Annotated in this window: 20 protein-coding genes; 9 read left to right on the top strand and 11 right to left on the bottom strand. The window is 72.1% G+C overall.

Going from position 1 to position 24,276, the window contains the following annotated elements; translation table 11 throughout:
- Positions 1–24 precede the first annotated feature (24 nt).
- Complete coding sequence (locus ACF07B_RS11935) at positions 25–840, top strand: chitosanase (protein WP_392178849.1); 816 nt, start codon at positions 25–27, stop codon at positions 838–840.
- 139 nt (positions 841–979) lie between these two features.
- Here the strand turns inward: ACF07B_RS11935 and ACF07B_RS11930 are convergent, their stop codons facing one another.
- The 6 genes from ACF07B_RS11930 to ACF07B_RS11905 form a co-directional block, all read right to left on the bottom strand.
- Positions 980–2,356: an 8-oxoguanine deaminase gene (locus ACF07B_RS11930; RefSeq protein ID WP_392178848.1), complete on the bottom strand. Its 1,377-nt coding sequence runs from the start codon at positions 2,354–2,356 to the stop codon at positions 980–982.
- A gap of 183 nt (positions 2,357–2,539) precedes the next feature.
- Positions 2,540–3,487: a factor-independent urate hydroxylase gene (pucL, locus tag ACF07B_RS11925; RefSeq protein ID WP_369483953.1), complete on the bottom strand. Its 948-nt coding sequence runs from the start codon at positions 3,485–3,487 to the stop codon at positions 2,540–2,542.
- Between the two features lie 5 nt (positions 3,488–3,492).
- Positions 3,493–3,900 carry a hydroxyisourate hydrolase gene (uraH, locus tag ACF07B_RS11920; RefSeq protein ID WP_328672249.1) on the bottom strand — a complete coding sequence of 136 codons (408 nt, stop codon included), beginning with the start codon at positions 3,898–3,900 and terminating at the stop codon, positions 3,493–3,495.
- Positions 3,897–4,424 (bottom strand): 2-oxo-4-hydroxy-4-carboxy-5-ureidoimidazoline decarboxylase, encoded by a 528-nt coding sequence (gene uraD, locus ACF07B_RS11915; RefSeq protein ID WP_392178847.1) that lies wholly within the window; start codon positions 4,422–4,424, stop codon positions 3,897–3,899. The genes uraH and uraD overlap by 4 nt, the downstream gene beginning before the upstream one ends.
- Before the next feature lie 184 nt (positions 4,425–4,608).
- Complete coding sequence (locus ACF07B_RS11910) at positions 4,609–4,977, bottom strand: helix-turn-helix domain-containing protein (protein WP_326784752.1); 369 nt, start codon at positions 4,975–4,977, stop codon at positions 4,609–4,611.
- Positions 4,974–5,234: a thiamine-binding protein gene (locus ACF07B_RS11905; protein ID WP_392178846.1), complete on the bottom strand. Its 261-nt coding sequence runs from the start codon at positions 5,232–5,234 to the stop codon at positions 4,974–4,976. Before ACF07B_RS11905 ends, ACF07B_RS11910 begins: the two co-directional genes overlap by 4 nt.
- A 243-nt stretch (positions 5,235–5,477) precedes the next feature.
- On the opposite strand from ACF07B_RS11905, the gene ACF07B_RS11900 reads away from it, so the two are divergent.
- The 3 genes from ACF07B_RS11900 to ACF07B_RS11890 all read left to right on the top strand — a co-directional run bounded on the left by ACF07B_RS11900 (position 5,478) and on the right by ACF07B_RS11890 (position 8,056).
- Positions 5,478–6,317, top strand: a complete 840-nt coding sequence (locus ACF07B_RS11900) for a TIM barrel protein (RefSeq protein ID WP_392178845.1) — start codon at positions 5,478–5,480, stop codon at positions 6,315–6,317.
- Positions 6,318–6,361: 44 nt separating this feature from the next.
- Positions 6,362–7,255, top strand: a complete 894-nt coding sequence (locus ACF07B_RS11895) for a 2-hydroxy-3-oxopropionate reductase (protein WP_369483948.1) — start codon at positions 6,362–6,364, stop codon at positions 7,253–7,255.
- A 570-nt stretch (positions 7,256–7,825) separates the two neighbouring features.
- Positions 7,826–8,056, top strand: a complete 231-nt coding sequence (locus ACF07B_RS11890; RefSeq protein WP_362392186.1) for a hypothetical protein — start codon at positions 7,826–7,828, stop codon at positions 8,054–8,056.
- Positions 8,057–8,411: 355 nt separating this feature from the next.
- Here ACF07B_RS11890 and ACF07B_RS11885 read toward each other — a convergent pair whose 3' ends face one another.
- Positions 8,412–9,320 carry an alpha/beta fold hydrolase gene (locus ACF07B_RS11885; protein WP_392178844.1) on the bottom strand — a complete coding sequence of 303 codons (909 nt, stop codon included), beginning with the start codon at positions 9,318–9,320 and terminating at the stop codon, positions 8,412–8,414.
- Positions 9,321–9,416: 96 nt separating this feature from the next.
- A complete protein-coding gene (gene gcl, locus ACF07B_RS11880; RefSeq protein WP_392178843.1) occupies positions 9,417–11,201 on the bottom strand; it encodes a glyoxylate carboligase in 1,785 nt (594 codons plus the stop codon).
- A gap of 265 nt (positions 11,202–11,466) precedes the next feature.
- Here gcl and ACF07B_RS11875 point away from each other — a divergent pair, with 265 nt between their 5' ends.
- Positions 11,467–12,450, top strand: a complete 984-nt coding sequence (locus tag ACF07B_RS11875) for a hypothetical protein (RefSeq protein WP_392178842.1) — start codon at positions 11,467–11,469, stop codon at positions 12,448–12,450.
- Between the two features lie 47 nt (positions 12,451–12,497).
- Here ACF07B_RS11875 and ACF07B_RS11870 read toward each other — a convergent pair whose 3' ends face one another.
- Positions 12,498–14,105, bottom strand: coding sequence for an AMP-binding protein (locus tag ACF07B_RS11870; RefSeq protein ID WP_392178841.1), 1,608 nt, complete (start codon positions 14,103–14,105; stop codon positions 12,498–12,500).
- Positions 14,102–15,781, bottom strand: coding sequence for an AMP-binding protein (locus tag ACF07B_RS11865; RefSeq protein ID WP_392178840.1), 1,680 nt, complete (start codon positions 15,779–15,781; stop codon positions 14,102–14,104). The genes ACF07B_RS11870 and ACF07B_RS11865 overlap by 4 nt, the downstream gene beginning before the upstream one ends.
- Positions 15,782–15,882: 101 nt before the next feature.
- Between ACF07B_RS11865 and ACF07B_RS11860 the strand changes: the two genes are divergently transcribed.
- The 3 genes from ACF07B_RS11860 to ACF07B_RS11850 all read left to right on the top strand — a co-directional run bounded on the left by ACF07B_RS11860 (position 15,883) and on the right by ACF07B_RS11850 (position 20,947).
- Entirely contained in the window at positions 15,883–16,731 is an 849-nt protein-coding gene (locus ACF07B_RS11860) for a response regulator transcription factor (RefSeq protein ID WP_369483942.1), read from the top strand.
- 151 nt (positions 16,732–16,882) lie between these two features.
- Positions 16,883–19,732, top strand: a complete 2,850-nt coding sequence (locus ACF07B_RS11855; protein ID WP_392178839.1) for an ATP-binding protein — start codon at positions 16,883–16,885, stop codon at positions 19,730–19,732.
- 423 nt (positions 19,733–20,155) lie between these two features.
- Positions 20,156–20,947 (top strand): S1 family peptidase, encoded by a 792-nt coding sequence (locus ACF07B_RS11850; protein ID WP_392178838.1) that lies wholly within the window; start codon positions 20,156–20,158, stop codon positions 20,945–20,947.
- A 150-nt stretch (positions 20,948–21,097) separates the two neighbouring features.
- Here the strand turns inward: ACF07B_RS11850 and ACF07B_RS11845 are convergent, their stop codons facing one another.
- A complete protein-coding gene (locus ACF07B_RS11845; RefSeq protein WP_392178837.1) occupies positions 21,098–22,204 on the bottom strand; it encodes a winged helix DNA-binding domain-containing protein in 1,107 nt (368 codons plus the stop codon).
- Positions 22,205–22,569: 365 nt separating this feature from the next.
- On the opposite strand from ACF07B_RS11845, the gene ACF07B_RS11840 reads away from it, so the two are divergent.
- On the top strand, positions 22,570–23,802 hold the full coding sequence (locus tag ACF07B_RS11840) for a magnesium and cobalt transport protein CorA (protein WP_392178836.1): 1,233 nt from the start codon (positions 22,570–22,572) through the stop codon (positions 23,800–23,802).
- The last annotated feature ends 474 nt before the right edge of the window (positions 23,803–24,276 follow it).

Raw genomic sequence — 24,276 nt, 5'->3', positions numbered from 1 at the left:
CATCACTCCCCCAACGGAGGTACCGTGCGCACCCCCCACTCAGGCACTTCGCGTCGCACCCTGCTCACCCTGATCGGAGCCTCATTGGTGGCGGCCCCGCTCCTCACCGGCCAGTCCGCGACGGCCGCCGCCGCCGGTCTGGACGACCCGGCGAAGAAGGAGATCGCCATGAAGCTGGTCTCCAGCGCGGAGAACTCCTCGCTGGACTGGAAGGCGCAGTACAAGTACATCGAGGACATCGGCGACGGGCGCGGCTACACCGCCGGGATCATCGGCTTCTGCTCCGGCACCCACGACATGCTCGACCTCGTCGAGCTGTACAACCGGCGCAAGCCCGGCAACGTGCTGGCCACGTACCTGCCCGCGCTCCGCGAGGTCGACGGCAGCGACTCCCACGAGGGTCTCGACCCCGGGTTCCCGGCGGCCTGGCGCCGGGCCGCCCAGGACTCGGCGTTCCAGCAGGCCCAGAACGACGAGCGCGACCGCGTCTACTTCAACCCGGCCGTCGGGCAGGGCAAGGCCGACGGGATAGGCGCCCTCGGCCAGTTCACGTACTACGACGCCATCGTCATGCACGGCGACGGCGACGACAGCACCAGCTTCGGCAGCATCCGGCGGCGCGCGCTCGCGAAGGCCAAACCGCCGGCCCAGGGCGGCGACGAGGTGACGTATCTGAACGCCTTCCTCGACGCGCGGGTGTGGGCCATGAAGCAGGAGGAGGCGCACTCCGACACCAGTCGGGTCGACACCGCGCAACGTGTGTTCCTGCGCAACCGGAACCTGAACCTGAACACACCACTGGACTGGAAGGTCTACGGCGACAGTTACCACATCGGCTGACGGAACCCGAGTCCGCGCGGTGGAGACCGTTCCGGGGCGCGCACGTCCGTGCGCGCCCCGGCGGCGGCCGCCGTGGACCCCGCTCGGGTCCACGGCTACCGGCCGAGGGCCGTCCCCCTCGGCCGGAGTTCCGCGGCGGTCAGGCCCGCCCGGCGATCCGCGCCAGACGCTGTGCCTCGTCCCGCGTGGAGCGGGCGATGGCGTCCTCGTCGACGTGCAGCAGGTGGCCGTCCTCGACGACCGGTCTGCCGTTCACGAGCGAGAGGGTGACCGGGGCGGCGGCGCCCAGGACCAGCGCTGTCACCGGATCGGCGATCGAGGCGTGTGCCAGCGTGTCCAGCTTCCACAGCACCAGGTCGGCGAGCTTGCCCGCCTCCAGGGAGCCGATCTGGCCCGCGCGGCCGAGGACTTGAGCCCCGCCGTAAGTGCCCAGGCGCAGTGCCTGACGGGCGTTCAGGGCGGCCTCGCGGTGGGCGCCGAGCCGGTTGATGAGCAGGGCGTTGCGCAGCTCGGTGTGGAGTTCGCCCGACTCGTTGGACGCGGTGCCGTCGACGCCGAGACCGACGGGGACGCCGGCCGCCAGCATGTCGGGGACCCGGGCGATACCCGCGGCCAGCCGGGCGTTGGAGGAGGGACAGTGCGCGACACCGGTCTTCGTACGGGCGAAGGCGGCGATGTCGGCGTCGTTCATGTGGACGCAGTGCGCCATCCACACGTCCTCGCCGAGCCAGCCGGTCGACTCGAAGTAGTCCGTCGGGCCCATGCCGAACAGCTCCTTGCAGAACTGCTCCTCCTCCACGGTCTCCGAACCGTGCGTGTGCAGCCGTACCCCCTTACGGCGGGCCAACTCGGCTCCCTGCCGCATGAGTTCGGTGGAGACGGAGAAGGGCGAACAGGGCGCGACGGCGATCTGGGTCATGCTGGCGAAGGAGGCGTCGTGGTGCTCGTCGACGGTCGCCTCGGTGGCGGCGAGCGCCCCTTCGAGGGTCTCGACGGCGAAGTCCGGCGGCAGTCCGCCGTCCTTCTCGCTGCGGTCCATGGAGCCACGGGCGAGGGTGAAGCGGACGCCGGTCTCGCGGGCGGCCCGGATGACGGCGCCGGACAGGTCGCCGGAGCCCTTGGGGAAGACGTAGTGGTGGTCCATGGCGGTGGTGACGCCGCCGCGGGCCATCATGGCGAGGGAGCCCTGGGCGGCCGCGTGGACCATGGGTTCGTCGATGCGGGCCCAGGTCGGGTAGAGCGCGACGAGCCAGTCGAAGAGGTTGTGGTCCGTGGCGAGGCCGCGGGTGATCCACTGGTAGAAGTGGTGATGGGTGTTCACCAGACCGGGCGTGGCCAGATGGCCCGTCGCGTCGATGCGGCGGACGACGTTCTCCAGATCGCCGGGGGCCTTTCCGGAGCCCACCGACTCGATCATGTTGTCGGCGACGACGATGTGCCCCGAGGCGTACTCGGTGTCGGCCGCGTCCACGGTCGCGATGGCGCAGTTCTCGATGACGATGCGCTGGACTGCCACTGCGGTTCCTCGTTCTTCCCGTCGGCGGACGGACCCGGGGGCCGAGCGGGGTGACGACCGGGTCCGTGGTGCTGTGGTTGCGCAGATGCCCCCGCTCTCCCCTGGGATGTGACGCCGGCGCCCGCGTCGGGGGTACAGCGGCAGTACCGCGGGGGCGGTCCGGGTGGACCGCCGGGTGCGGTCCTACAGGTTGGTGAGGTCCACCGGGATGCGCGGGTCGCGGCCGTCGCGCAGGACGGTGGCCTCGATGAGCCCGTACGGACGGTCGGCCGCGAGGTAGACCTCGTTGTCGTTCTCGAGGCCGAACGGCGTCAGGTCGACCAGGAAGTGGTGCTTGTTCGGCAGCGAGAAGCGGACCTCGTCGATCTCGTCGCGGTGGTCGATGATCCGCGCGCCCATCTCATAGAGGGTCTGCTGGAGCGAGAGGGAGTAGGTGTCCGCGAAGGCCTGGAGCATGTGCTTCCTGACCTCGTCGTAGGACTTGTCCCAGTCGGGCATCCGCTGCTCGTCGCCGCTCCAGCCGAAGCGCCAGCGGCTGGAGACCTGGGTGGCCAGGATGCGGTCGCGCGCCTCCTGGAGCGTCGTGTACCTGTCCTTGACGTAGCCCCAGAACTCGGAGTTCGTCGAGTTCATCACGACGAGGTCCTTCAGGCCCGAGACGACCTCCCACGCCTCACCGTCGTAGGTGATCTGGGTGACGCGAGTCTCCTGGCCCTTGCGGACGAAGGAGTGCCGGGCCTCGTCCGCGCCGGCGGCCCGGGACGCGGCGTCCGGGGCCCCGATGCGCTCCCAGGCGTACTCCTCGATACGGACGCGCGCCCGCTGGATCGGTTCCTGGCTGGTCACGAAGTGCCGGGCGAGATGGATCCCGAACCGCTCGGCGGACTCGATGCCGTGCTCCTTGGCGAAGGCGTACACCGTGTTCTTGGTGGTGTCCGTCGGCAGGACGTTCGCGTTGGAGCCGGAGAGGTGGACCTCGTCCATGTCGCCGCTCAGCGCGACGGACACGTTCAGGTCCTTGATGTGGTGCGTGGCGCCGTCGCGGGTGATCCTCACGACGCGGTTCTCGGCCTTGCCGTACTGGTTCTGCCCCAGGAGCACCGGGCGGCCCTGGCGGGAAGGTTCGGTCATGTCTGCTAGCTCCCTCGGTAAACGGAGTAGCCGAACGGGTTGAGCAGCAGCGGTACGTGGTAGTGCTCGCCCGGCCTGACGGCGAAGGTGATCGTCACCTCGGGGAAGAACGTCTCGCTGTCCCGATTCGCGGGGGCGTCCTGCTGCGCATCGGCTCGCTGTGTCGTTGTCGCCGGATCCTGCTCGAAGTACCGCTCGACCTCGAAGTCGAGCCGTACATGGGTCGTACCCTCCGGCAGTGCCGGAAGGTCCTTGCACCGGCCGTCCGCGTCGGTCGCGGAACCGCCGAGCGCCCGCCAGTCCCCTTCGCGCCCCGCGCGGGCGGCGAGCCGGACCGCGACGCCGCGCGCGGGGCGGCCCACGCTGGTGTCCAGGATGTGGGTGGACACGGAGGCCGTGGTGTCGGTGCTCATGCCTCTTCCTCCTGTACGGGGTCCCTGACGAGACGGCCGAGCCGGATGCGGTTGATCTTTCCCAGTTCGACGCGGACGATCTCGCTCTCCCGCTCGGCCGGGTTGCCGATCCGCCCCTTGAGCGCGTCGCGCATCTGCTCCCCGCTCCGGCCGGTGGCGCAGATGAGGAAGACGTGGCCGAACTTCTCCTGGTAGGCCAGGTTCAGTTCGAGCATCTCCTCCTTGAGCTCCGCGGAGGCGCCGGCCATCCCGCGCTGCTCACGGGAGGAGGCCGGGTCGCCGGGCTTCGGCCGCCCGATGGGCGGGTGCCCCGCCATCGCCGCCGTCAGGTCGGCGACGGCGAGGCCCGCGGTGGCCGCGTCACTCTCGGCGTACAGGTCCTCGGCGCTGCTGTAGGGACGGGCGGAGAGCAGCCGTTCGGCCCACGCCCGCGAGGCGCACACCTCGTGGAGGACGGCGAAGGCCGCGGACTCCTCAAGGGTGTTGAAGCGGGCGAGGCCGCCGGATGCCGTACTCGACTCCATGGGAAGCCTCCGTGGCCGTGTGCTGGACGGGCTGCGGACAGCTAACGCCCCCGGCGAACCGACGTCAACACTTTGTTGAAAACTTCGCGTTACGGGAGGTGACGAAAGCCGCCGTCCGGTCGTCCGGACGGCGGCGAGGTGGCGGCCGGTGACACCTGGCCGCCCCGAGGCGTGTTCGCGCCGGTCAGGCGCCCTTTTCGCGATTCAGGTAGTTGTAAACGGTGAACCGGCTCACGCCGAGAGCGCTCGCCACGGTCTCCACGCCGTGCCGCACGGAGAAGGCCCCACGGGCTTCCAGTATGCGCACGATCTCCTGCTTGGCCTTGCGGTCGAGCTCGGCGAGCGGCTTGCCCCGCTTGCGCTCCAGGGCGGCCAGGATGTGGTCGAGCGAGTCGGCGAGCTGGGGCAGGCGCACGGCGACGACGTCCGCGCCCTCCCAGGACAGCACGACGTCGTCGACGCCGGCCAGCTCGGGCGCCAGCATCTCGCCGCCCATGGCGTCGACCAGCGGTTTGACCGCCGCGACGAAGGGATCGTCCGCGATTCCGGTCACTTATCGCCCTCCCCCGTCGCCGCGACGACGTTGACCTGGAGCGAGACCCGGGTGGCGCCCGCGTCCAGGACCTGGCGCAGCAGCGCCTCGACGGCGGTGAGCACGGCGTCCGCCCCGCCCTCCGCGGTGTTGCCGAACGGGCCGACGTCCACGGCGTCCAGGTCGGCCGCCTCGATGACCTCACGGGCGACCAGGGCGTGCCGGGGCGCCTCGTCGAGGTCGAAGGGCTCGGTCGTGAACTCCACTCTCAATCGCACGGGCTCAACCTACTGCGCGCCGCGGACACCCCGGCAAGCCCCCTGCGGCGGGAGCGGGTCACGGCCACGGCTTTCCGCCGGACCCCCTTGACAACCCCCGCGACCCGGCGGCAATCTTCCATTGAGCAGAAACAAGTTTCCGCGATACGGAATTTCTCGCGATGGGGAATCGCCGCGGAAGAACCCTCGACCTCCGGCCGGTCCGACAGCACGGCCGCCGACACGGAAGGGAGCGCCGACCCCATGGGTTTCGCGGACCAGCGCTTCAACGTCAATCTGTCGATCCTCTTCACGGAACTCCCGCTCCTGGAGCGCCCCGCCGCCGCCGCTGCGGCGGGCTTCACCGCGGTCGAGCTGTGGTGGCCCTGGGTCGGCTCCCCCACCCCCGAGCGGTCCGAGCTCGACGCCCTGAGGACGGCGATCGAGGCCGCCGGTGTCCGGCTGACAGGGCTGAACTTCTACGCCGGACGGCTGCCCGGCCCGGACCGGGGCGCCCTCTCCCTCCCCGGGGAGGAGTCCGCGAGGTTCCGGGCCAACATCGACGTGGCCGCCGACTTCGCCGGGTCGCTGGGCTGCACGGCGCTCAACGCCCTGTACGGCAACCGCGTCGACGGCGTGGACCCCGACGAGCAGGACGCGCTCGCGCTGGAGAACCTGGTCCTCGCGGCCCGGGCCGCCGACCGGATCGGCGCGATTCTCCTCGTCGAGACCCTCAACGAACGGGAGTCGCCGGACTATCCGCTGGTGAGCGCCGCGGCGGGCATCGCCGTCGTGGACAAGGTCAACGCGGCGACCGGCCTCGGCAACACCAGGTTCCTCATGGACCTCTACCACCTCGCCATGAACGGCGAGGACCTGCCGCGGGTGATCGCCGCCTACGCCGACCGGACCGGCCATGTGCAGATCGCCGACAGCCCCGGCCGGGGCGCACCGGGCACCGGCGCGCTCCCCCTCGAAGAGCTCCTCGACCAGCTCACCGGGGCCGGATACGCCGGCTGGGTCGGCCTGGAGTACAAGCCGGGCGACCGGCCGAGCGCGCGGGCCTTCGACTGGCTGCCCCCCGCGGCCCGGGCCGCCCGCTGAGCGGCACCCCGATGACGCAGCGGATCTTCCAGAGAGGCACCCTCATGAGCGACAACCTCCCCAAGGTGGCATGGATCGGGCTCGGCATCATGGGCTCGCCCATGGCGGAGAACCTGATCAAGGCCGGGTACGGCGTCACCGGCTACACGCTGGAGCGGGACAAGCTGGAGCGCCTGGCCGCCGCGGGCGGCACCGCCGCCGGCTCGATCGCGGAGGCCGTGCGGGACGCCGACGTGGTGATCACGATGGTGCCCGCCTCCCCGCAGGTCGAGGCCATCGCGTACGGCCCCGACGGCATCCTGGAGAACGTGCGGCCCGGCACGCTGCTGATCGACATGTCCTCGATCACCCCGCAGACCTCGGTGGACCTCGCGAGGGCCGGTGCCGAGAAGGGGATCCGAGTCCTGGACGCCCCGGTGTCCGGCGGCGAGGCCGGGGCGGTCGAGGCCGTGCTGTCGATCATGGTGGGCGGTGAGCAGGCCGCCTTCGACGAGGCGGAGCCCCTCTTCGAGGCGCTGGGCAGGACCATCGTGCTGTGCGGTCCGCACGGCTCGGGCCAGACCGTGAAGGCGGCCAACCAGCTGATCGTCGCCGTGAACATCCAGGCGTGCGCCGAGGCCGTGGTCTTCCTGGAGCGTTCCGGCGTGGACCTGAGGGCGGCGCTCGACGTCCTCGGCGGCGGCCTCGCCGGTTCCACCGTGCTGGCCCGCAAGAAGGACAACTTCCTGAACCGCGACTTCAAGCCCGGCTTCCGCGTCGACCTGCACCACAAGGACATGGGCATCGTCACGGACGCCGCCCGCGCCGTGGGCGCCGCGCTGCCCGTGGGAGCCGTGGTCGCCCAGCTCGTCGCCGCCCTGCGCGCACAGGGCGACGGGGGCCTGGACCACTCCGCGCTGCTGCGCGCGGTCGAACGCCTCTCCGGCACCCGCGTCTGAGCGGACACCTCGAACGTCCGGGCCGCGGCGGCGCCGACATCTGTCCTGTCGCGCCCAGGCGCCGCCGCGACCCGGATCCGCGTTCGGAGAGATGAGCTCCCGGACCGCGTCACGAACGGCCCGGATGAGGGGTGGCCGCTTGGGACACGGTGCGGGCGGGGTGAGGACCGCGGCGGCGCGCGAGCCAGTGCGGTGGTGAAGGATCCGGTTCCCCTTCTCGACCTGAGGGAAGGGTGACCCCGGTCCATCGCCGCCGCCGCGGTCCCAGCCACACCTCGGCCTCGGGCCCACGCACCTCGGTCTCGGGCCCATGAGCCTCGGCTTGGGGCCCACGCACCCCGATTCGGGCCCACGCACCCCGATTCGGCCGCCCCTCTCCTCTCCGGCCACGGCATGGCTTCGGCCCGGCCCCACAGACCCCGTCCGGCGGCGCGAACGTACTGTCGCGCCCAGCCTCGCGCCGTCGGACGGCACCAGCCCCGCGGCCCGTCGGCGACCCGGCTCGGGGCGCCGCCTCCGGGTGCGGATCGCGGCCGCGGCCAGCAGCCTTGGACCATGGAGGCTGACGGCATGGAATTCCCCAGGATCGTGGTGCACACACCGGCACTGGACGGGTCGCGGCGGGTCACCGAGGGCGACCGGGTGCTCGGCATCGCGTATCACCTCGACGACGTGGTCGAGATCCTGCGCCAGGCGGACGTCGACCTCGACGCGGTCGAGGTCGAGGAGAGCGACATCATCGAGTGGCAGGGCGGCGGCCCCGACGACTGGCCAGGACTCTCCGAGCACACGGAGGTCTGAGGACCGTACGCCGTACCCCGTACGCCCCGGACCGCGCGTCGCGACCCTTGATCCACGAGCCGAAACGGGCGCCGAACGGACTCCGTCCGTACGCAAGCGGGCGTAGGACGCCTACGGAACCCTCAAATCAACCTCTGAACACTGCCCCAGGGGCTTCACCTGCGGCCGGATAAGGCACATCCTCGGCACACGGGGCCCGCCGGCACGGGGGCGGCGGGTCCCGAACGGGGGCACGGGGGTAGCACCATGAGCGGAAGCGCGGCGGTCGGGCCAAGGCCTCGGACCGTCGCGCTGCTGCGTGACCGGCCCCGTGCGGGCGCCACGATCACCGTGCTCGCCCCGCGTCTGTTCCGGCTCAGCGGCCGCGGGTGCGGCCGGCGGGCTTGAGGCGGCGCGCGGTGACCGCCCGCGGATTCTCCAGGAACGGCAGGACATGCCGCAGGAAGAGACCCGGGCGCTCGTTGTACGGCTCGTGGCCCGTGGGCAGCACGACACTCAACGTCCGCGCGGGAAGCGCGCGTTGGGCGCGGCGGCCGTCGAGGAACGCGGGGACGACGGGGTCGCGGCTCCCCCACAGGAGCAGGATCGGCAGGTCGAGGGCGGCGGGGTCCGCGAGGCCGAAGTCCGGGCCGGCGAGGCCGCGCCAGAGCGCGCAGTGCACCGCCAGTCGCCGCTCGTCGTGCGGCAGCCGGCGCACACGGGCGTACGTCTCCCGCGCGCTCGGGGTGCCCATCCGGCCCAGATAGGCGCGGGCCAGCGGGACGACGAGCCGGCGGGCACGGGCGGGACGGCCCATCACCTCGCGGCAGAACCAGCGGGTGAGCGCGCTGTGCCGGGTGAAGCCCGCCGGGTCGACCAGGATCAGCGCGGTGACCGACGCGGCACGGGGGCCCTCGGCCAGACGGCAGGCGACGTAGCCGCCGACGCTGTTGCCGAGCACGGCGACCTCCCGCACACCCCGCTCCTCGCGGAGCGCGTCGATGACCCGCTCCGCGACCTCCACCAGGCCTTCGGGTGTGACCCGCCCGGGTTCCGGGGCGGTCGAGCCGCCGTAGCCGGGCCAGTCCACGACGAACGTGCGGTACCGGTCGGCGAGGGCGGGCAGCACGGCGTCGAAGTCGCGGCCGTCCCCGGGGTTGGCGTGCAGGAGCAGCAGCGCGGGGGCGCCGGACGGGGCCGGGGCTCCCGCCGGCCGGGCGCCGGGGAGGGGGTCGAGGCAGCGTACGGCGATGTCGCCGAGGTGGGTGGGGACGGTCATCCGCATGGGGCGAGCATGCCGGACCCGCCCGCTCCTGGGAACAACGCGCCCGTGCGGCCAGCCACTTGGGACGGGCCGCACGGACCGGGAGCGAACTCCGCGTCAGGCCTTCAGTGTTCTGATCGCCGTGGGCGCGTGGCCGGGCTCGGTCGCGATCTCCTCGAACTCGACCACGTTCCCGATGTCGTTCGTCCTGCTCATGGCGATGTTGGTGACGCGCTCCAGGATCGCCTCGACGACGACGGGGACCTGGAACTCGGCGGCGAGCTTCTTGGCCCGCTCGAAGGCGGCGCCGAGTTCGCCCGGGTCGGTGACCCGGATCGCCTTGCAGCCGAGGCCCTCGACGACCTTGACGTGGTCGACGCCGTAGACGCCGAGCTCGGGCGAGTTGATGTTCTCAAACTCCAGATTGACCTGGAAGTCGATGTCCAGACCGAGCTGCGCCTGCCGGATCAGGCCCAAGTAGGCGTTGTTCACCAGGACATGGACGTACGGGATCCGGTGCTGGGCTCCGACGGCCAGTTCCTCGATCATGAACTGGAAGTCGTAGTCGCCGGAGAGGGCGACGACCTGCGCGCCGGGGTCGGCCTTGGCGACGCCGAGCGCCGCCGGGATCGTCCAGCCGAGCGGGCCCGCCTGACCGCAGTTGATCCAGTGGCGCGGCCGGTAGACGTGCAGCATCTGGGCACCGGCGATCTGTGAGAGACCGATGGTGGAGACATACCGCGTCTCCGGGCCGAAGGCCTTGTTCATCTCCTCGTAGACGCGCTGCGGCTTGATCGGGATGTCGTCGAAGTGCGTCCGGCGCTGGAGCGTGGCCCGCTTCTCCTGCGCGGCGGCGGCCCACGCGGAGCGGTCGGGCAGCGTGCCCGCCTCCTTCGACTCCCGCGCCACCTCGACGAAGAGTTCCAGGGCGGCCCTGGCGTCGGAGGCGATGCCGAAGTCCGGGGCGAAGATCCGTCCGAGCTGGGTGGGCTCGATGTCGACGTGCACGAACTTCCGCCCGGCCGTGTAGACCTTCAGGTCGCCGGTGTGGCGGTTGGCCCAGCGGTTGCCGACGCCGAGGACGAAGTCGGACTCCAGGAACGTCGCGTTGCCGTAGCGGTGCGAGGTCTGGAGGCCCACCATGCCCGCGTTGAGTTCGTGGTCGTCGGGCAGCACGCCCCAGCCCATGAGCGTCGGGACGACCGGGATTCCCGTCAACTCGGCGAATTCGACGAGCAGTTCGGCGGCGTCTGCGTTGATGACCCCGCCGCCGGCCACGATCAGGGGGCGCTCGGAGGCGTTCAGCAGCCCGATCGCCTTCTCGATCTGGGCGCGGGTCGCGGCGGGCTTGTACGCCCGGAGCGGCTCGTACGTCTCGGGGTCGAACTCGATCTCGGCGAGCTGGACGTCGATGGGCAGGTCGATCAGGACGGGCCCGGGGCGCCCGGAGCGCATCAGGTGGAAGGCCTGCTGGAAGACGCCGGGAACCTGCGCGGCCTCCAGCACGGTGACCGCCATCTTCGTGACGGGCCCCGCGATCGAGGCGATGTCGACGGCCTGGAAGTCCTCCTTGTGGATCACCGCGGTCGGCGCCTGGCCGGTGATGCACAGGATCGGGACCGAGTCCCCGCTCGCGGAGTAGAGACCGGTGACCATGTCGGTTCCGGCGGGGCCCGAAGTGCCGACGCAGACACCGATGTTGCCCGGATGCGTCCGGGTGTAGCCCTCGGCCATGTGCGAGGCGCCCTCGACATGACGGGCAAGGGTGTGACTGATCCCGCCGGACGCCTTGAGCGCCGCGTAGAAGGGGTTGATCGCCGCGCCCGGAACTCCGAACGCGTCGGTCACGCCTTCGCGCTTGAGGATCTCGACTGCCGCGCGGGCAGCGGTCATACGAGCCATGGAGAACTCCTGCTTCGCCTGTCGGATGCGTGCTCCCGTCGCGCCCGCGGAGAGCCCGTTGATCCGTATTCGCCATTCCATATTCCGCATTACGGAAACTAACTTCTACTATCTGGAAGCAATGTAGGCGGCGGGGCAGGGAGTGTCAACGGTGGGCGCCGCCTCCGGCCGGGCCGACACGCGTCACGGCGTTTCGCTGCCGGACGTCGTCCGGCAGGAGGACGATGGACGCGCCGAAACCCGATGTGAGCTTCTGGAGCGGTCCATGGCCGAGAGCGTGCCGGTGCGGTGTCCGGCCTGCCGCCGCGAGCACCTGTACGCGGCCCCGTCCTACCCCTGCGTGTGCGGATCGCCTGTGACGGCGCCGCTCGACCGCCGCGCGGAGCCGGCTCCCATCACCCACCGCGCGTGGGACGACGAATGGACCACGGTCCGGTGCGACGCCTGCGGCCGCGAGAGCCAGTGGCCGCACCCCGAACTGGGCTGCACCTGCGGAACGACGCTGCGGATCCCGCTGCGGGCGGCCGGCGCGGCGCGGCCCGCCCGCCCGCCGAACCCCACGGACCGCACCCCGTCCCGGCCGGAACCCCACGGCGCGGACCTCACCCCGTCCCGGCCGGAACCCCGGGGCGAGGGCGAGGATCCCGTCGCCTCCGGGGAGCGGGAGGGGAAAGCGGGGACCGGTGCGCCCCGGGCCACCCTCCGGCCCCGGAAGCCCGGCCGGGACGCCGGGGCCGGCCCGCCCCGGGGCGGCGGCCGGAACGGGGACCACGCCGAGGCCGACGCGTCACGGGACACTGCCCGGGGCGGGGACCAGGGCGCAGGAACGGACGGCGGGCGGGGGGCCGACGAGGGGGCGCGGGCGGGTCGGCCGGCGTTCCGGCCCGTCACCATTCGTACCGCGCGCGACGCCGTCACCGCCGCCGCGCTGTATCTGGGCTGGCTCGGCTACCGCGACATCCGGCGCGCCGACCAGCGGCCGCCGTCCGGAATCGGGCTCGCGGCGCGCGGCATCCTCGCCCAGGTGGACCCCACCGTGCGGCCGGCCTCGCTGCGTGACGTGGAGTGTCTGTGGCTGACCGCCATGACGGAGTCGGCGGACTGCGTCTTCTTCTCCCTGGCGGGGTACGCCGAGGACGCCCGCGCCCGCGCCGACACCCTCGGCGTCCCCCTGTTCGTCCTGGACCTCACGGGCACACCCCAGCCGGTGAACAGTCCGGCCGACGCGCTCATCGCCGTCACGGACTGACCGCCGGGCCCCGGCACGGGCCGGGGAGGCGCGAGCGTCCCGGGCGCCTACTCGGCGTACGTCTCCCGCAGTTCGATCTTCCGCACCTTCCCCGAGACCGTCATCGGGAAGGCCTCCAGGACGCGCAGCCGGCTGGGGATCTTGTAGTGCGCCAGCCGGCCCTCGCAGAAGGCGCGCAGCTCGTCCAGGGTGAGGGGCTCGGCCGGATCGCGCGGGATGACGCAGGCGAGCACCTCCTCGCCGTAGCGCTCATGGGGAACGCCGACCACCTGGACGTCGGCGATCTTCGGATGGGCGTACAGGAACTCCTCGATCTCGCGCGGGTAGATGTTCTCGCCGCCCCGGATGATCATGTCCTTGATGCGGCCGACGATCTCGACGTACCCGTCCTCGCGCATCACGGCGAGGTCGCCCGTGTGCATCCAGCGCCCCGCGTCGACGGCCTCGGCGGTCTTCTCGGGCTCGTTCCAGTAGCCGAGCATCACGCTGTAGCCGCGGGTGCACAGCTCCCCGGCCTTGCCGCGCGGCCGCGTCACCCCGTCCACGGGGTCGACGACCTTCACCTCCAGGTGCGGCAGGACCCGGCCGACCGTGCCCGTGCGGTGTTCCAGGTCGTCGTCCCGGCGGGTCTGGAGCGAGACGGGCGAGGTCTCCGTCATGCCGTAGCAGATGGAGACCTCCTCCATGTGCATCTCGGCGACCACCCGTTTCATCACCTCGACCGGGCAGGGCGAGCCCGCCATGATGCCGGTGCGCAGGGTGGACAGGTCGTACGTCGCGAAGTCGGGGAGGTTCAACTCCGCGATGAACATGGTGGGTACGCCGTAGAGCGAGGTGCACCGCTCCTGCTGCACGGCGTTCAGGGTCGCCGCGGGGTCGAACGACGGCGCGGGGATGACCATGCAGGCGCCGTGCGACGTGGCGGCCAGGTTTCCCATCACCATGCCGAAGCAGTGATAGAAGGGCACGGGGACACAGACCCGGTCCTGCTCGGAGTAGGCGATCAACTCACCAACGAAATAACCGTTGTTGAGGATGTTGTGGTGGGAGAGCGTGGCTCCCTTGGGGAAGCCCGTCGTGCCCGAGGTGTACTGGATGTTGATGGGGTCGTCGCAGGACAGCTCGCTCCCGCGGACGTGGAACTCCTCGTACAGGTCAGGGGTTCCGCGTCTGAGCAGGGCGTCCCAGCCCGGGTCCCCGAAGTAGACGGACTCCCTCAACTGCGGGCACCTGCCGCGCACTTCCTCGACCATCGCCCGGTAGTCGCTGCCCTTGTGGCTGAGCGAGGCGAAGAGCAGCGAGATCCCGGCCTGGTTGAGGACGTACTCCACCTCGTGGGTGCGGTACGCCGGATTGATGTTCACCATGATCGCGCCGATACGGGCGGTGGCGTACTGGACGAGCACCCACTCCGGGCAGTTGACGGCCCAGATGCCCACCCGGTCGCCCTTGGCGATGCCACTGGCGAGCAGCGCGTACGCCAACCGGTCGACGTCCGCTCCGAATCGGGCGTACGTCCAGCGCCGGCCCGAGGGCACGTCGACCAGCGCCTCACGGTCCGGCCAGGCCGCGACGGCCCGGTCGAGGTTGGCCCCGATGGTGTCGCCGAGCAGCGTCGTGCCGCTCGTCCCGTGCGCGTACGACAGTTCACTCACCGGAAGTCCTCCTCGCGGTACTCGGCCTCCGAGCCGGCGGACGTGGCCTCGCGCAGCTCGATCCGGCGGATCTTGCCGGAGACGGTCTTGGGAAGTTCGCCGAACTCCAGCCGGCGGATGCGCTTGTAGGGGGCGAGGACCGTGCGCGCGTGCTCGAAGAGCACCTTGGCGGTGTCGGGGCCCGGCTCGTACCCGGCGGCGAGGACGACGTACGCCTTCGGGACGGCCAGGCGCAGTTCGTCGGGGGCCGGGACCACGGCGGCCTCGGCGACGGCCTCGTGCTCCAGGAGCGCGCTCTCCAGCTCGAAGGGCGAGATCTTGTAGTCGGAGGATTTGAAGACGTCGTCGCTTCGGCCGACGTAGGTGATGTAGCCGTCGGCGTCGCGCGAGCCGATGTCCCCGGTGCGGTAGTAGCCGCCCGCCATCGCCTCCGCCGTACGGTCGGGGTCGCCGTGGTAGCCGGTCATCAGGCCCACGGGGTGCTCGGACAGGTCGAGGGAGATCTCGCCCTCCGAGGCGCCGGGCGCGCCGGAGACCGGATCGAGCAGCTCGACGCGGAAGCCGGGGCTGGGGCGGCCCATGGAGCCGGTCTTGAGTTGCTGGCCGGGGCTGTTGGAGACCTGGACGGCTGTCTCCGTCTGCCCGAAGCCGTCCCGGATGGTGACGCCCCAGGCGCGCCTGACCTGCTCGATGACCTCGGGGTTCAGCGGCTCGCCGGCGGCGACGACCTCGCGCGGCGGGGTCCGTAGCAGGCTCAGATCGGCCTGGATGAGCATGCGCCACACGGTGGGCGGGGCGCAGAACGTGGTGACGCCGGCCCGGTCCATCTCGGCCATCAGCCGGCCCGCGTCGAAGCGTGTGTAGTTGTAGAGGAAGACGGTCGCCTCCGCGTTCCACGGCGCGAAGAGATTCGACCAGGCGTGCTTTGCCCAGCCGGGTGAGGAGATGTTCAGATGGACGTCCCCGGGCTTGAGCCCGATCCAGTACATGGTGGCCAGGTGGCCGACCGGGTACGAGACGTGGGTGTGCTCCACCAGCTTGGGCCGGGCGGTGGTGCCCGAGGTGAAGTAGAGCATCAGGGGGTCGTCCGCGTGGGTGGGGCCGTCGGGCTCGAAGGCGGCGTCGGCCCCGGCCGCGTCCTCGTACGCCTGCCAGCCGGGGCGGGTGCCGCCGACCGCGATACGGGTGTAGTCGCCCGGGACCGCGTCGAACTTCGCGGTGTCCTCGGCCCGCGCGACGACATGGCGCACCCGGCCGCGTTCGACCCGGTCCACCAGGTCCAGGGCGCCGAGCAGCGGGGTGGCCGGGATGACGACGGCGCGCAGTTTCATCGCGGCGAGGGCCGTCTCCCAGAGCTCCACCTGGTTGCCGAGCATGACGAGGATGCGGTCCTCGGCCCGCACGCCCTGGGCGCGCAGCCAGTTGGCGACCCGGTCGGAGCGCTCGGACATCGAGGCGAAGGAGACCTCGACACGCTCGCCGTCCTCCTCCACGATGTGCAGGGCGGTGCGGTCGTTGTCCCGCGCGAAGACGTCGAACCAGTCGAGGGCCCAGTTGAAGTGCTCCGGGCGGGGCCAGCGGAAGCCCCGGTAGGCCGTGGCGTAGTCCGCGCGGTGCTCCAGCAGGAAGTCCCGCGCGGCGCGGAACTCGTCCGCCCTGCCCGTTGTCGCCGTCATGTGTCCTCCTCGTTGCCGGACCGCCGCCTACCATCGTGTATTCCGTGATGCAGGTCTCACCACCCCCGAACGGGGGTGCGCCGCGACGAAGGGGAGAGCAGGTGGCAGCAGACACGGCCGAGTCGGTGGAAGTGCGTGCCGCGCTGGTGCGGCTGCGCCGGGCCACGGGGCTGCCGGTCGCCTTCGGCGGCCTGGTCGACTCCGGCGGCCGGCTGGTGCGCATCAGCGAGCTGAGCGGCACGGCGACGCCCGCGCTGAGCGCGCTCGCGGTCACCTCGGGCAACGGCCTGGGCGGCAAGGCGGTGGCCCTCGCCCGGCCCTGCGCGGTGAGCGACTATCCGGCCTCCCGGCAGATCAGCCACGAGTACGACAGGGCGGTGGCGACGGAGGGGCTGTGTTCCGTCCTCGCGGTTCCCGTGGTCGTACGGCGCCGGGTGCGCGGTGTGCTGTACGGCGCCCTGCGGACGGCCCAGCCGCTGGGTGACCGGACGCTGGAGGCGGCTGTCGCCGCGGCCCGGGACGTGGAGCAGGCACTGGTCGTCCGGGACGCGGCACGCGATCTGCTGCATGTCGTCCGCGAGCCCGGCCCGGAGACGGGAGCGACGGGAGACGCGGCCTGGGAGGAGGTGCGCGAGGCGCACGGGACACTGCGGGCGCTGGCGCCGCGGATCGCCGACCCGCGGCTGCGGGCCGAACTGCTCTCCGTGTGCGGCCGGCTGGCCGACGCGGCGGCCCCCGCGGGGGTGCCGTGCGATGCCGGGCTGACTCCGCGCGAGGTGGACGTCCTCGCCTGTGTCGCGGCGGGGGCGACCAACGCGGCCGCCGCCGAGCGGCTGGGGCTGCGTCCGGAGACGGTGAAGGGGTACCTGCGTTCGGCGATGCGCAGGCTCGGCGCGCACACCCGTCTGGAGGCGGTCGTCGCGGCGCGCAGGGCCGGGGTGCTGCCTTAGCGCGCCGCCCGCTTCGGGACCCCTCATTCAATCGTCCGGACCGTGAAATGACGTAGGCGAACCATCTGTTATTTCCCTCACCACCCGGACTGTCCGAAATTCAAAGAGACCTTGCCTAATATTGGCCAGGACACGACACACGAGGGGAGCGGTGACCGTGCGAGGGGACTTCAGGGAACCTGCGAGACCGCGCCCCGACCTGGTCATCGGCCGGGACGAACTCTTCGCGGCGGCGCGCGAGCAGCTCTCCGGCGGTGGCAGTGTGCTGGTCCACGGGCCGGCGGGAATTGGAAAGTCGACCGTCCTGCGGGCGCTGGCCGCCGAATGCGCCGAATCGGCGCGGACCGTCTTGCGTTGCTCGGCCACCGAGTCCGAATCCCATCTCCCCTTCCTCGCGCTGGCCGACCTCCTCGGTCTGGTCGTCGACGAGATAGCCGACCGGCTGCCCGCCCCGCAGCGCACCGCCCTGGAGTCGGCGCTCACCGGCCGCGGTGAGTCCACCCTCCAGCGGGACGGTCTGGCCCTGCGGCTCGCGGTGCTGTCGGCGTTCCGCGCCCTGGCCGCGCGGGGGCCGGTGCTGATCGTCGCCGACGACCTTCAGTGGCTCGACCCGGCCAGCGCCGAACTCCTCGGCTTCGCCGCCCGCAGGCTCGGCGGCACACCGGTCCGCATGCTCTTCGCCGTCCGTACGGAGACCGAGCCGCAGGCACAGGACCACGACCGCTATCTACGCGCGTCTGTCCCGGAGACCCTGGCACTGCGGGTCGCCCCGCTGGCCCGCGCCCAGGTGGCCGAACTCCTCGGACAGCGCGGCTACACCGGTCTGCCCCGCTCCACCGTGCGCGACATCCACCGCACCAGCGGCGGCAATCCGCTCTTCGCGCTGGAGCTGGGCCGCGCCCTCGCCGAGTCCCCGACCCGGCCCAGTCCCGGCGAGCCGCTCCCCGTACCGACGTCCCTGCGCGCGCTCGTCCTCAGCCGCCTGGACATGCTGTCCGCCGAGGCCCGCCGCACCCTGCTGGTGGCGAGCGCGGGAGCCCGTCCGACGCTGGCCCTGCTGCATGCCGCGGGCCGGGAGAACGCGGAGGCGGAGACGGCCTCGGCCGCCGCCCTCGGGCTTCTCGCCACCGAGCGGGAGACACCGGGCATCCGGTTCGCACACCCCCTGGTCTCCGCCGCCCTGTACGCGGAGGCCGACGCGCAGGAGCGGCGCGCCGCGCACTCCGCCCTGTCCCGCGCGGCCTCCGATCCCATCGAGCGGGCCCGGCACCTCGCGCTGGCCACCACCGGCACGGACCCCGCGGTCGCCGCCCGGCTCGGCGAGGCCGCGGCCGTCGCCCGTGACCGCGGCGCCCCCTCCGTCTCCGTCGGGCTCGGACTGCTCGCCGCCCGGCACACCCCGGCCGGCGCCCGGCCGAGCGCGGACGAACGGCGCCTCCAGGCGGCCGAGGACGCGCTGACCGCCGGGGAGACGGACCTCGCCCGGGACATCGCCCGCCAGGTGCTGTCACGAGCCACCGCCCCCGCCGAACGGGTCCGGGCCTGGATGGTCGTCGTCGACTCCGCCGGACAGGCCATGGCCGAGATCGACGCCGTCTTCCCCCAGGCGCTGGCCGACGCGGGCGACGACCCCGGCCTCGTCGCCCTCGTCCGCTACCAGCTCGCCTGGCGGGCCCTGCTGATGGACGGCGAGATGGCCAAGGCCCGCGAGGAGGCCGCCCGGGCCGCCCGGCTCGCGGCGCGCGCCGGGGACCGGCGCACCGAACTCCTCGCGCTCGGCTTCCAGGCGCAGATGGAGACCCTGATGGGGCACCCGGAGGCGCCCTCGACCATCCAGCGGGCGATGCGCGAGCCGCAGGACCCGCGGGTCGCCTGCGACCACAACGGGGCCGGAGCCGCCCGCTTCCGCTGGCTCATCATGGGCGACCGGCTCGCCGAGGCCCGTACGGCCATCACCGCGCTGCTGCGCGAGGTGCAGCGGCGCGGCATGGTCGAGAGCGAACTGCACTTCCTGCGCGGCCTCGCCGAGACCGAACTGCGCTCCGGTCACTGCGGCCGCGCTCTCGACCTGGCCAGGGAGAGCCTCAGGCTGGCCCGCGACACCGGCATCGGCGAGGCCGCCACGGCCATGTTCACCTCGCTCGCCGAGGCGGCCGGCGGTGACGTGGACCGGGCGCTCGCGCTCGCCCACGAGGCCGTGGACCGCGCCGAGGAGGACGGCGACCTGGTCTACCTCTCGCGCGCGCTGGGCGCGCTCGGGCACGCCCAGCTCGTCGCCGGGGACGCGTCGGCCGCGGTCCACTCCCTGCGCCGGGTCCGTGAACTGGAGGAGAGTCTCGGCGTCATCGACCCCGCCCGGGGCCGCTGGCACGGGGACCTCGCCGAGGCCCTGGTCAGGATCGGCGAGACGGCGGAGGCGCAGGACGTCATCGACGTGACCCGCGCTCGCGCGCTGCGGCTGGAACGCGAGAGCGTGCTCGCCGTGCTCGACCGCGCCGAGGCGCTGGTACGGGCCGCACGCGGCGAACAGGGGCCCGCTGAGCGCCAGTTGGCCTCCGCGCAGGACCGTCTCGGCAAGCTGGGCTACGGCCTGGAGGAGGCTCGCGCCGCCTACGCCCTCGCCGGTCTGCGGACCTTCCCCCACGCCCCCGGATCCACTCGGTCAGGGGGAACGCCCGGGCCGGGACCCACCTCCTTCGACGAGGCGGCCCGACTGTTCCGCCGGTGCCGTGCGCTGCCCTGGCTCCGGCAGGTCGAGACGGCGGCCGCGCATCCCCCGGCCGCGCCGCCCCTCGCCCCCGCCGCCCTCGACACCCTCGCGGCCACCGAGCGTCAGGTCGCCGCCCTGGTCATGGAGGGCGCCACCAACCGCGAGATCGCCGGGCGCCTGTTCATCAGCGTCAAGACCGTGGAGGCCACGCTCACCCGGGTGTACCGGAAGCTGGGGATACGGTCGCGGGTCGACATCGTGCGGCTGGCGGCGGAACGCAGGCCCGACTGACGCTCCCTTCGGCCCACGGCCCTCGGGCGGTGCGGGCCGAAGCGGTGACGCGGACCGTGCGGGGAGCGGCCGGACCGGTGAGACTGCGGGCCGGAACGGTGACGCTGCGGCCGACACCGGTAGAGCTCCGGGCCGGGGCGGTATGGCTGCTGGGTGACTCCTTCGGGTGAACGTGCGCCGGACCGGCGAGGCCCCCGGGCCGGGACCAACCGGACGGCGCGCGCGTCAAACACGGCCCGCGCCGTGCAAGGGTTTTCCCTCCCCCGTCTCGACTAGGGGGTTCCCCCATTGGGAGAGAGCGGTCACACCCCCTAGCGTGTGGGCGTGCCGCTCGCTCGGGCCCTACGACACCCCACCCAGAGGCGTCGTGACTCCCCCACACACACCCGCGCGTCCCCCCACCGGCAACTTTCAAGGAGACCGATGTTCGGGCTCATCCGCCTCAAGAACAGCGCAGCCCTCTGTGCGGCGACCGCCGCAGCCGCCGCGACCACGCTGCTCGGCGCCCCGTCCGCCGCAGCCGTTCCCCAGCCCATCGTCGGCGGCACGACGACCACGACGACCGCGTACCCGTTCATGATGCAGATCACCGACGCCAGGCAGAACCAGTTCTGCGGCGGCACCCTCGTCGCCGCCGACAAGGTCGTGACCGCCGCCCACTGCATGGCGGGCGAGACCACCAACAGCATCCGCGTGGTGGGTGGGAGGACGTTCCTCAACGGCACGGACGGCACCGTCAGCCAGGTCAGCGACATCTGGATCAACCCCGACTACACGGACGCCACCGAGGGCGACGACGTGGCCGTACTGACCCTGTCCACGTCGATGCCGTACACCCCGGCACCGTACGTCTCCGGTTCGGACACCGGCCTGTACGCGGCCGGCACCACCGCCCGCATCGTCGGCTGGGGCACCACCTCGGAGAACGGCACCTCCTCCAACCAGCTCCGCACGGCGACCGTTCCGACCGTGTCGGACTCCAGCTGCGCGGCCTCGTACGGCTCGACCTACGTGGCCTCGGACATGGTCTGCGCCGGCTACGCCGCCGGCGGCGTCGACACCTGCCAGGGCGACAGTGGCGGCCCGCTGCTCATCGGCGGGGTGCTGGCCGGCATCACGTCCTGGGGCGAGGGCTGCGCGGAGCCCGGCTACCCGGGGGTCTACACCCGCCTGACGACGTTCTCCAGCCTGGTGGCCGAGCAGGTCGACCCGTAGGAAACGATGATCTCCTGAGTACCCCTCAGGTAAAAGCCGAGGGGCGTTGCGAGCCTCCACGAGCGGCCCGCAACGCCCCTCATCCAAAAGCACTTCCCTCGTACCTGCCGGCGGACGGCTTCCCCGCGACGCGCCCCGTCCGCCGGCATCTCAAGGCCGCGCGACCGTGCCGAACCGGAGGTCGTACTCCTCGGCGCCGTGCATCACGGTGAGCATCCGCTCCCCCTCCGCGGTGACCTCGTCCCGCTGAGCCCTGGTGAGCCGGCCGAAGGGTTCGACGACCAGCGCGCCCTCCTCCAGCTTCCACAGGCCGGACACGAAACCGTCGACGAGCAGGGTGCGGTACGCCTGATTGCCCTGCCAGGTACGCCCCTTGAGGTCCGCGGGGACGACGCGGGAGCGGTCGGCGTGGGACAGCAGCAGATTGTCGAACTCGGGCAGGAAGCGGGGCGGCGCGGGGGTGTCCGGGCCGGGCCGGGGCGCGTCGGGCAGGTCGAAGAGCTCCGCTCCGCTCTCGTCCCGGAACACCGTCAGACCGGGCCGGAGCCGCTCGAAGACCTCGCGGAGCCGGGTCAGCCCGGCCCAGGTCTGCATGTCCTTGACCGAAGCGGGGCCGAAGGCGGCGAGATAGCGCAGCACGGTCGCGTCGGGCGCGGGGGCGGGTTCGGCGGGACGGCCCAGCCAGTGCTCGGCGGTGGTGAGGGCGACCTGGCCGCTGCGGCCCCACAGACCGCGCGGGGTGACCTGGACGAGGGGCAGGGTGCAGCGGGCCGCGATGGAGAGGGCGAACGGGTCGGCGTCCGGCCACTGTGCGAGCAGCGCCTCCCGGATCTGCTTCATGGTGCGCGGTTCGGCCTCCACCAGTTCACGGCTGATCGCGGCGAGCCGGTCCAGGTCGACACCGGTGAGCCCCTTGCGGAACTGGCCCAGCTCCCGGTCGCGGGCGGCCTGCACCAGCGGGCGCAGGGTGAGGGCGTCATCGGCGGTGTGCGTGTGGATGGTGGAGCGCATGGTGACGATCCGGACGACCTCGCGTGTGTCCATGGCCGCCGACAGGTGCTCGGGCCGGAAGCCGTCCAGGCGGGCCGCGAGGGCGTAGTACGGGGGCTTCACGTTCTGCGCCTGAAGGCCGACGAGGTGCTCGACGGCGGCCGTCGCGGACATCGGGGAGCGGCGCAGCAGGAGCTGACGGTCGAGGGTCGCGCGGTTGAGGGCGCGGGCGCCGAGCACGGGGGCCGTCGCGGTCGTCTTCGTCATACCGGCACGCTAACGCCGCCCGCGGACACCTTCTGTCCGCAACTCCCGATCAGCCCCCGCCCGGTCCGCCCGCGCCTCTCCCCCGTCCCGCCCGGCGGCTCCCACCCGGTCGCCCGGCACGTCTCCTCCCGTCCCCGCCCGTCACCACCCACCCGGTCCGCCCGCCACTTCTCGTCCGCTCCCGTCGGGCACCTCTCGTCCGGTCTCGCCCTGGCCCCTCCGGCACCTCCCACCCGGTCCGTCCGGCACCTCCTGCCCGGGCCGGCTCGTCCGGTCCCGTCCGGTGGGCGGCACGCGGAGCGTTTGCCCCGTATATCCTGCTCGGAGATCGCGCAGTCGTACGTTCGAGCCTGGAGGCAGCCGCGATGTCCGAGCGACGCGCCCGCTCAGCCTCGGAGAACCGGCGGGGCGCGGGGGAAACGGACGGCTCCGCGGAGGCGACGGGCCCCGCGGGCCCTAAGGCCGCGAAGGCCGCACGGAAGTCTCTCTGGCGGCGTGCCCTGACGCCGCCCTCCGCACCGCCCCCGCGGCCCGCGGCACCGCACGACGTTCCTCCCTCGCCCGAACCCGCCGAGGTCGCCAGCGTCGTCCAGTCCGCGCTGTACCGCGACGGGGTACGGGTGTCGACGCCCGGGTCGCTGGCCGAGACCTTCCGTGAACTGCGCGAGCAGCCGGACGGCATGGCGTGGATCGGCCTGGCCCGTCCCACGGCGGCCGAACTCCATTCACTGGCGGCCGAGTTCGACCTGCATCCGCTCGCCGTCGAGGACGCGATGGAGGCGCACCAGCGTCCCAAGCTGGAACGGTACGGGGAGACGCTCTTCGTCGTCCTGAGCGCCGCCCGCTATCTGGACGCGGCCGAGGAGGTCGACTTCGGCGAGCTGCACGTGTTCGTGGGGCCGGACTTCGTGATCACGGTCCGGCACGGCGCGGCACCGGACCTCTCGGCGGTGCGCAGGCGCATGGAGAGCAGCCCGGAACTGCTCAGGCTCGGCCCGGAGGCCGTCCTCTACGCGATCCTCGACTCCGTCGTCGACGGTTACGTCCCGGTGGTCTTCGGCGTCCAGAACGACATCGACGAGATCGAGACCGAGGTCTTCCGCGGCGACCCCGCGGTGTCCCGCCGCATCTACGAACTCTCCCGCGAGATGGTCGAGTTCCAGCGTGCCACCCGCCCGCTCGTGGGCATGCTGCACAGCCTGATGGCCGGCTTCGCCAAGTACCGCACGGACGAGGAGCTCCAGCGCTACCTCCGCGACGTCGCCGACCACGTCACGCACACCAGCGAGCGGGTCGACGGATTCCGCCAGGCCCTCACCGACATCCTCACCGTCAACGCGACCCTCGTCACCCAGCAACAGAACGCCGAGATGCGGGCGTTGGCGGAGGCGGGCTTCGAGCAGAATGAGGAGATCAAGAAGATCTCCAGCTGGGCGGCCATCCTGTTCGCTCCGACTCTGGTCGGGACGATCTACGGCATGAATTTCAGTCACATGCCGGAGCTGCACTGGGTGTTCGGCTACCCCTTCGCGATCGTCCTGATGGCGGTCGTCTGCACGAGCCTGTACGTCATCTTCAAGCGGCGCGACTGGCTCTGAGCAACCACGGCGGGAGCGACGGCCCCGCAGGGTCCTGATTCACTGAACTACGCCCCACAGAAGGCCTGTTGAGACCTGCCGGCAGGCGTCCCGAACGCGCCGCGGCCGGGTGCCGGACGAGCCGCCCAGAGCGCGCGATGACGCCAAAGCGCCCGTAGGCGGACATCCGTCGGCGGATCCGGCCCCAAATCTTGGGCACAAATTCCACACATCCCCCTCTTCAGAACGGCCCTGATGGTCTAGATTGACCGTGCTTCAGCTGTTCGGACACGAGGCGACCAATAATGATCTATAGGTCCGGCGCCAGGAATGCCAGCATTGGCCTCCTCGCCGCCAGACCTGGGGGTGGTCGGGTTCTTGGAGCCCTGAAGGGGATCGGGTGCGGGGAGCACCCGGGGTATCGACGGGTTCCAGGGCATCTCGAAAGTCCGGCAGGAGCGCAAGTCCGCTGCCTTCGGGGCGAGTTGTTCAAAC

Source organism: Streptomyces sp. NPDC015532, from assembly GCF_043078065.1.
Taxonomy (GTDB): Bacteria; Actinomycetota; Actinomycetes; order Streptomycetales; family Streptomycetaceae; genus Streptomyces.
Note: the sequence above shows the minus strand (reverse complement) of the source record. Positions and strands in the feature narration are given on the sequence as shown.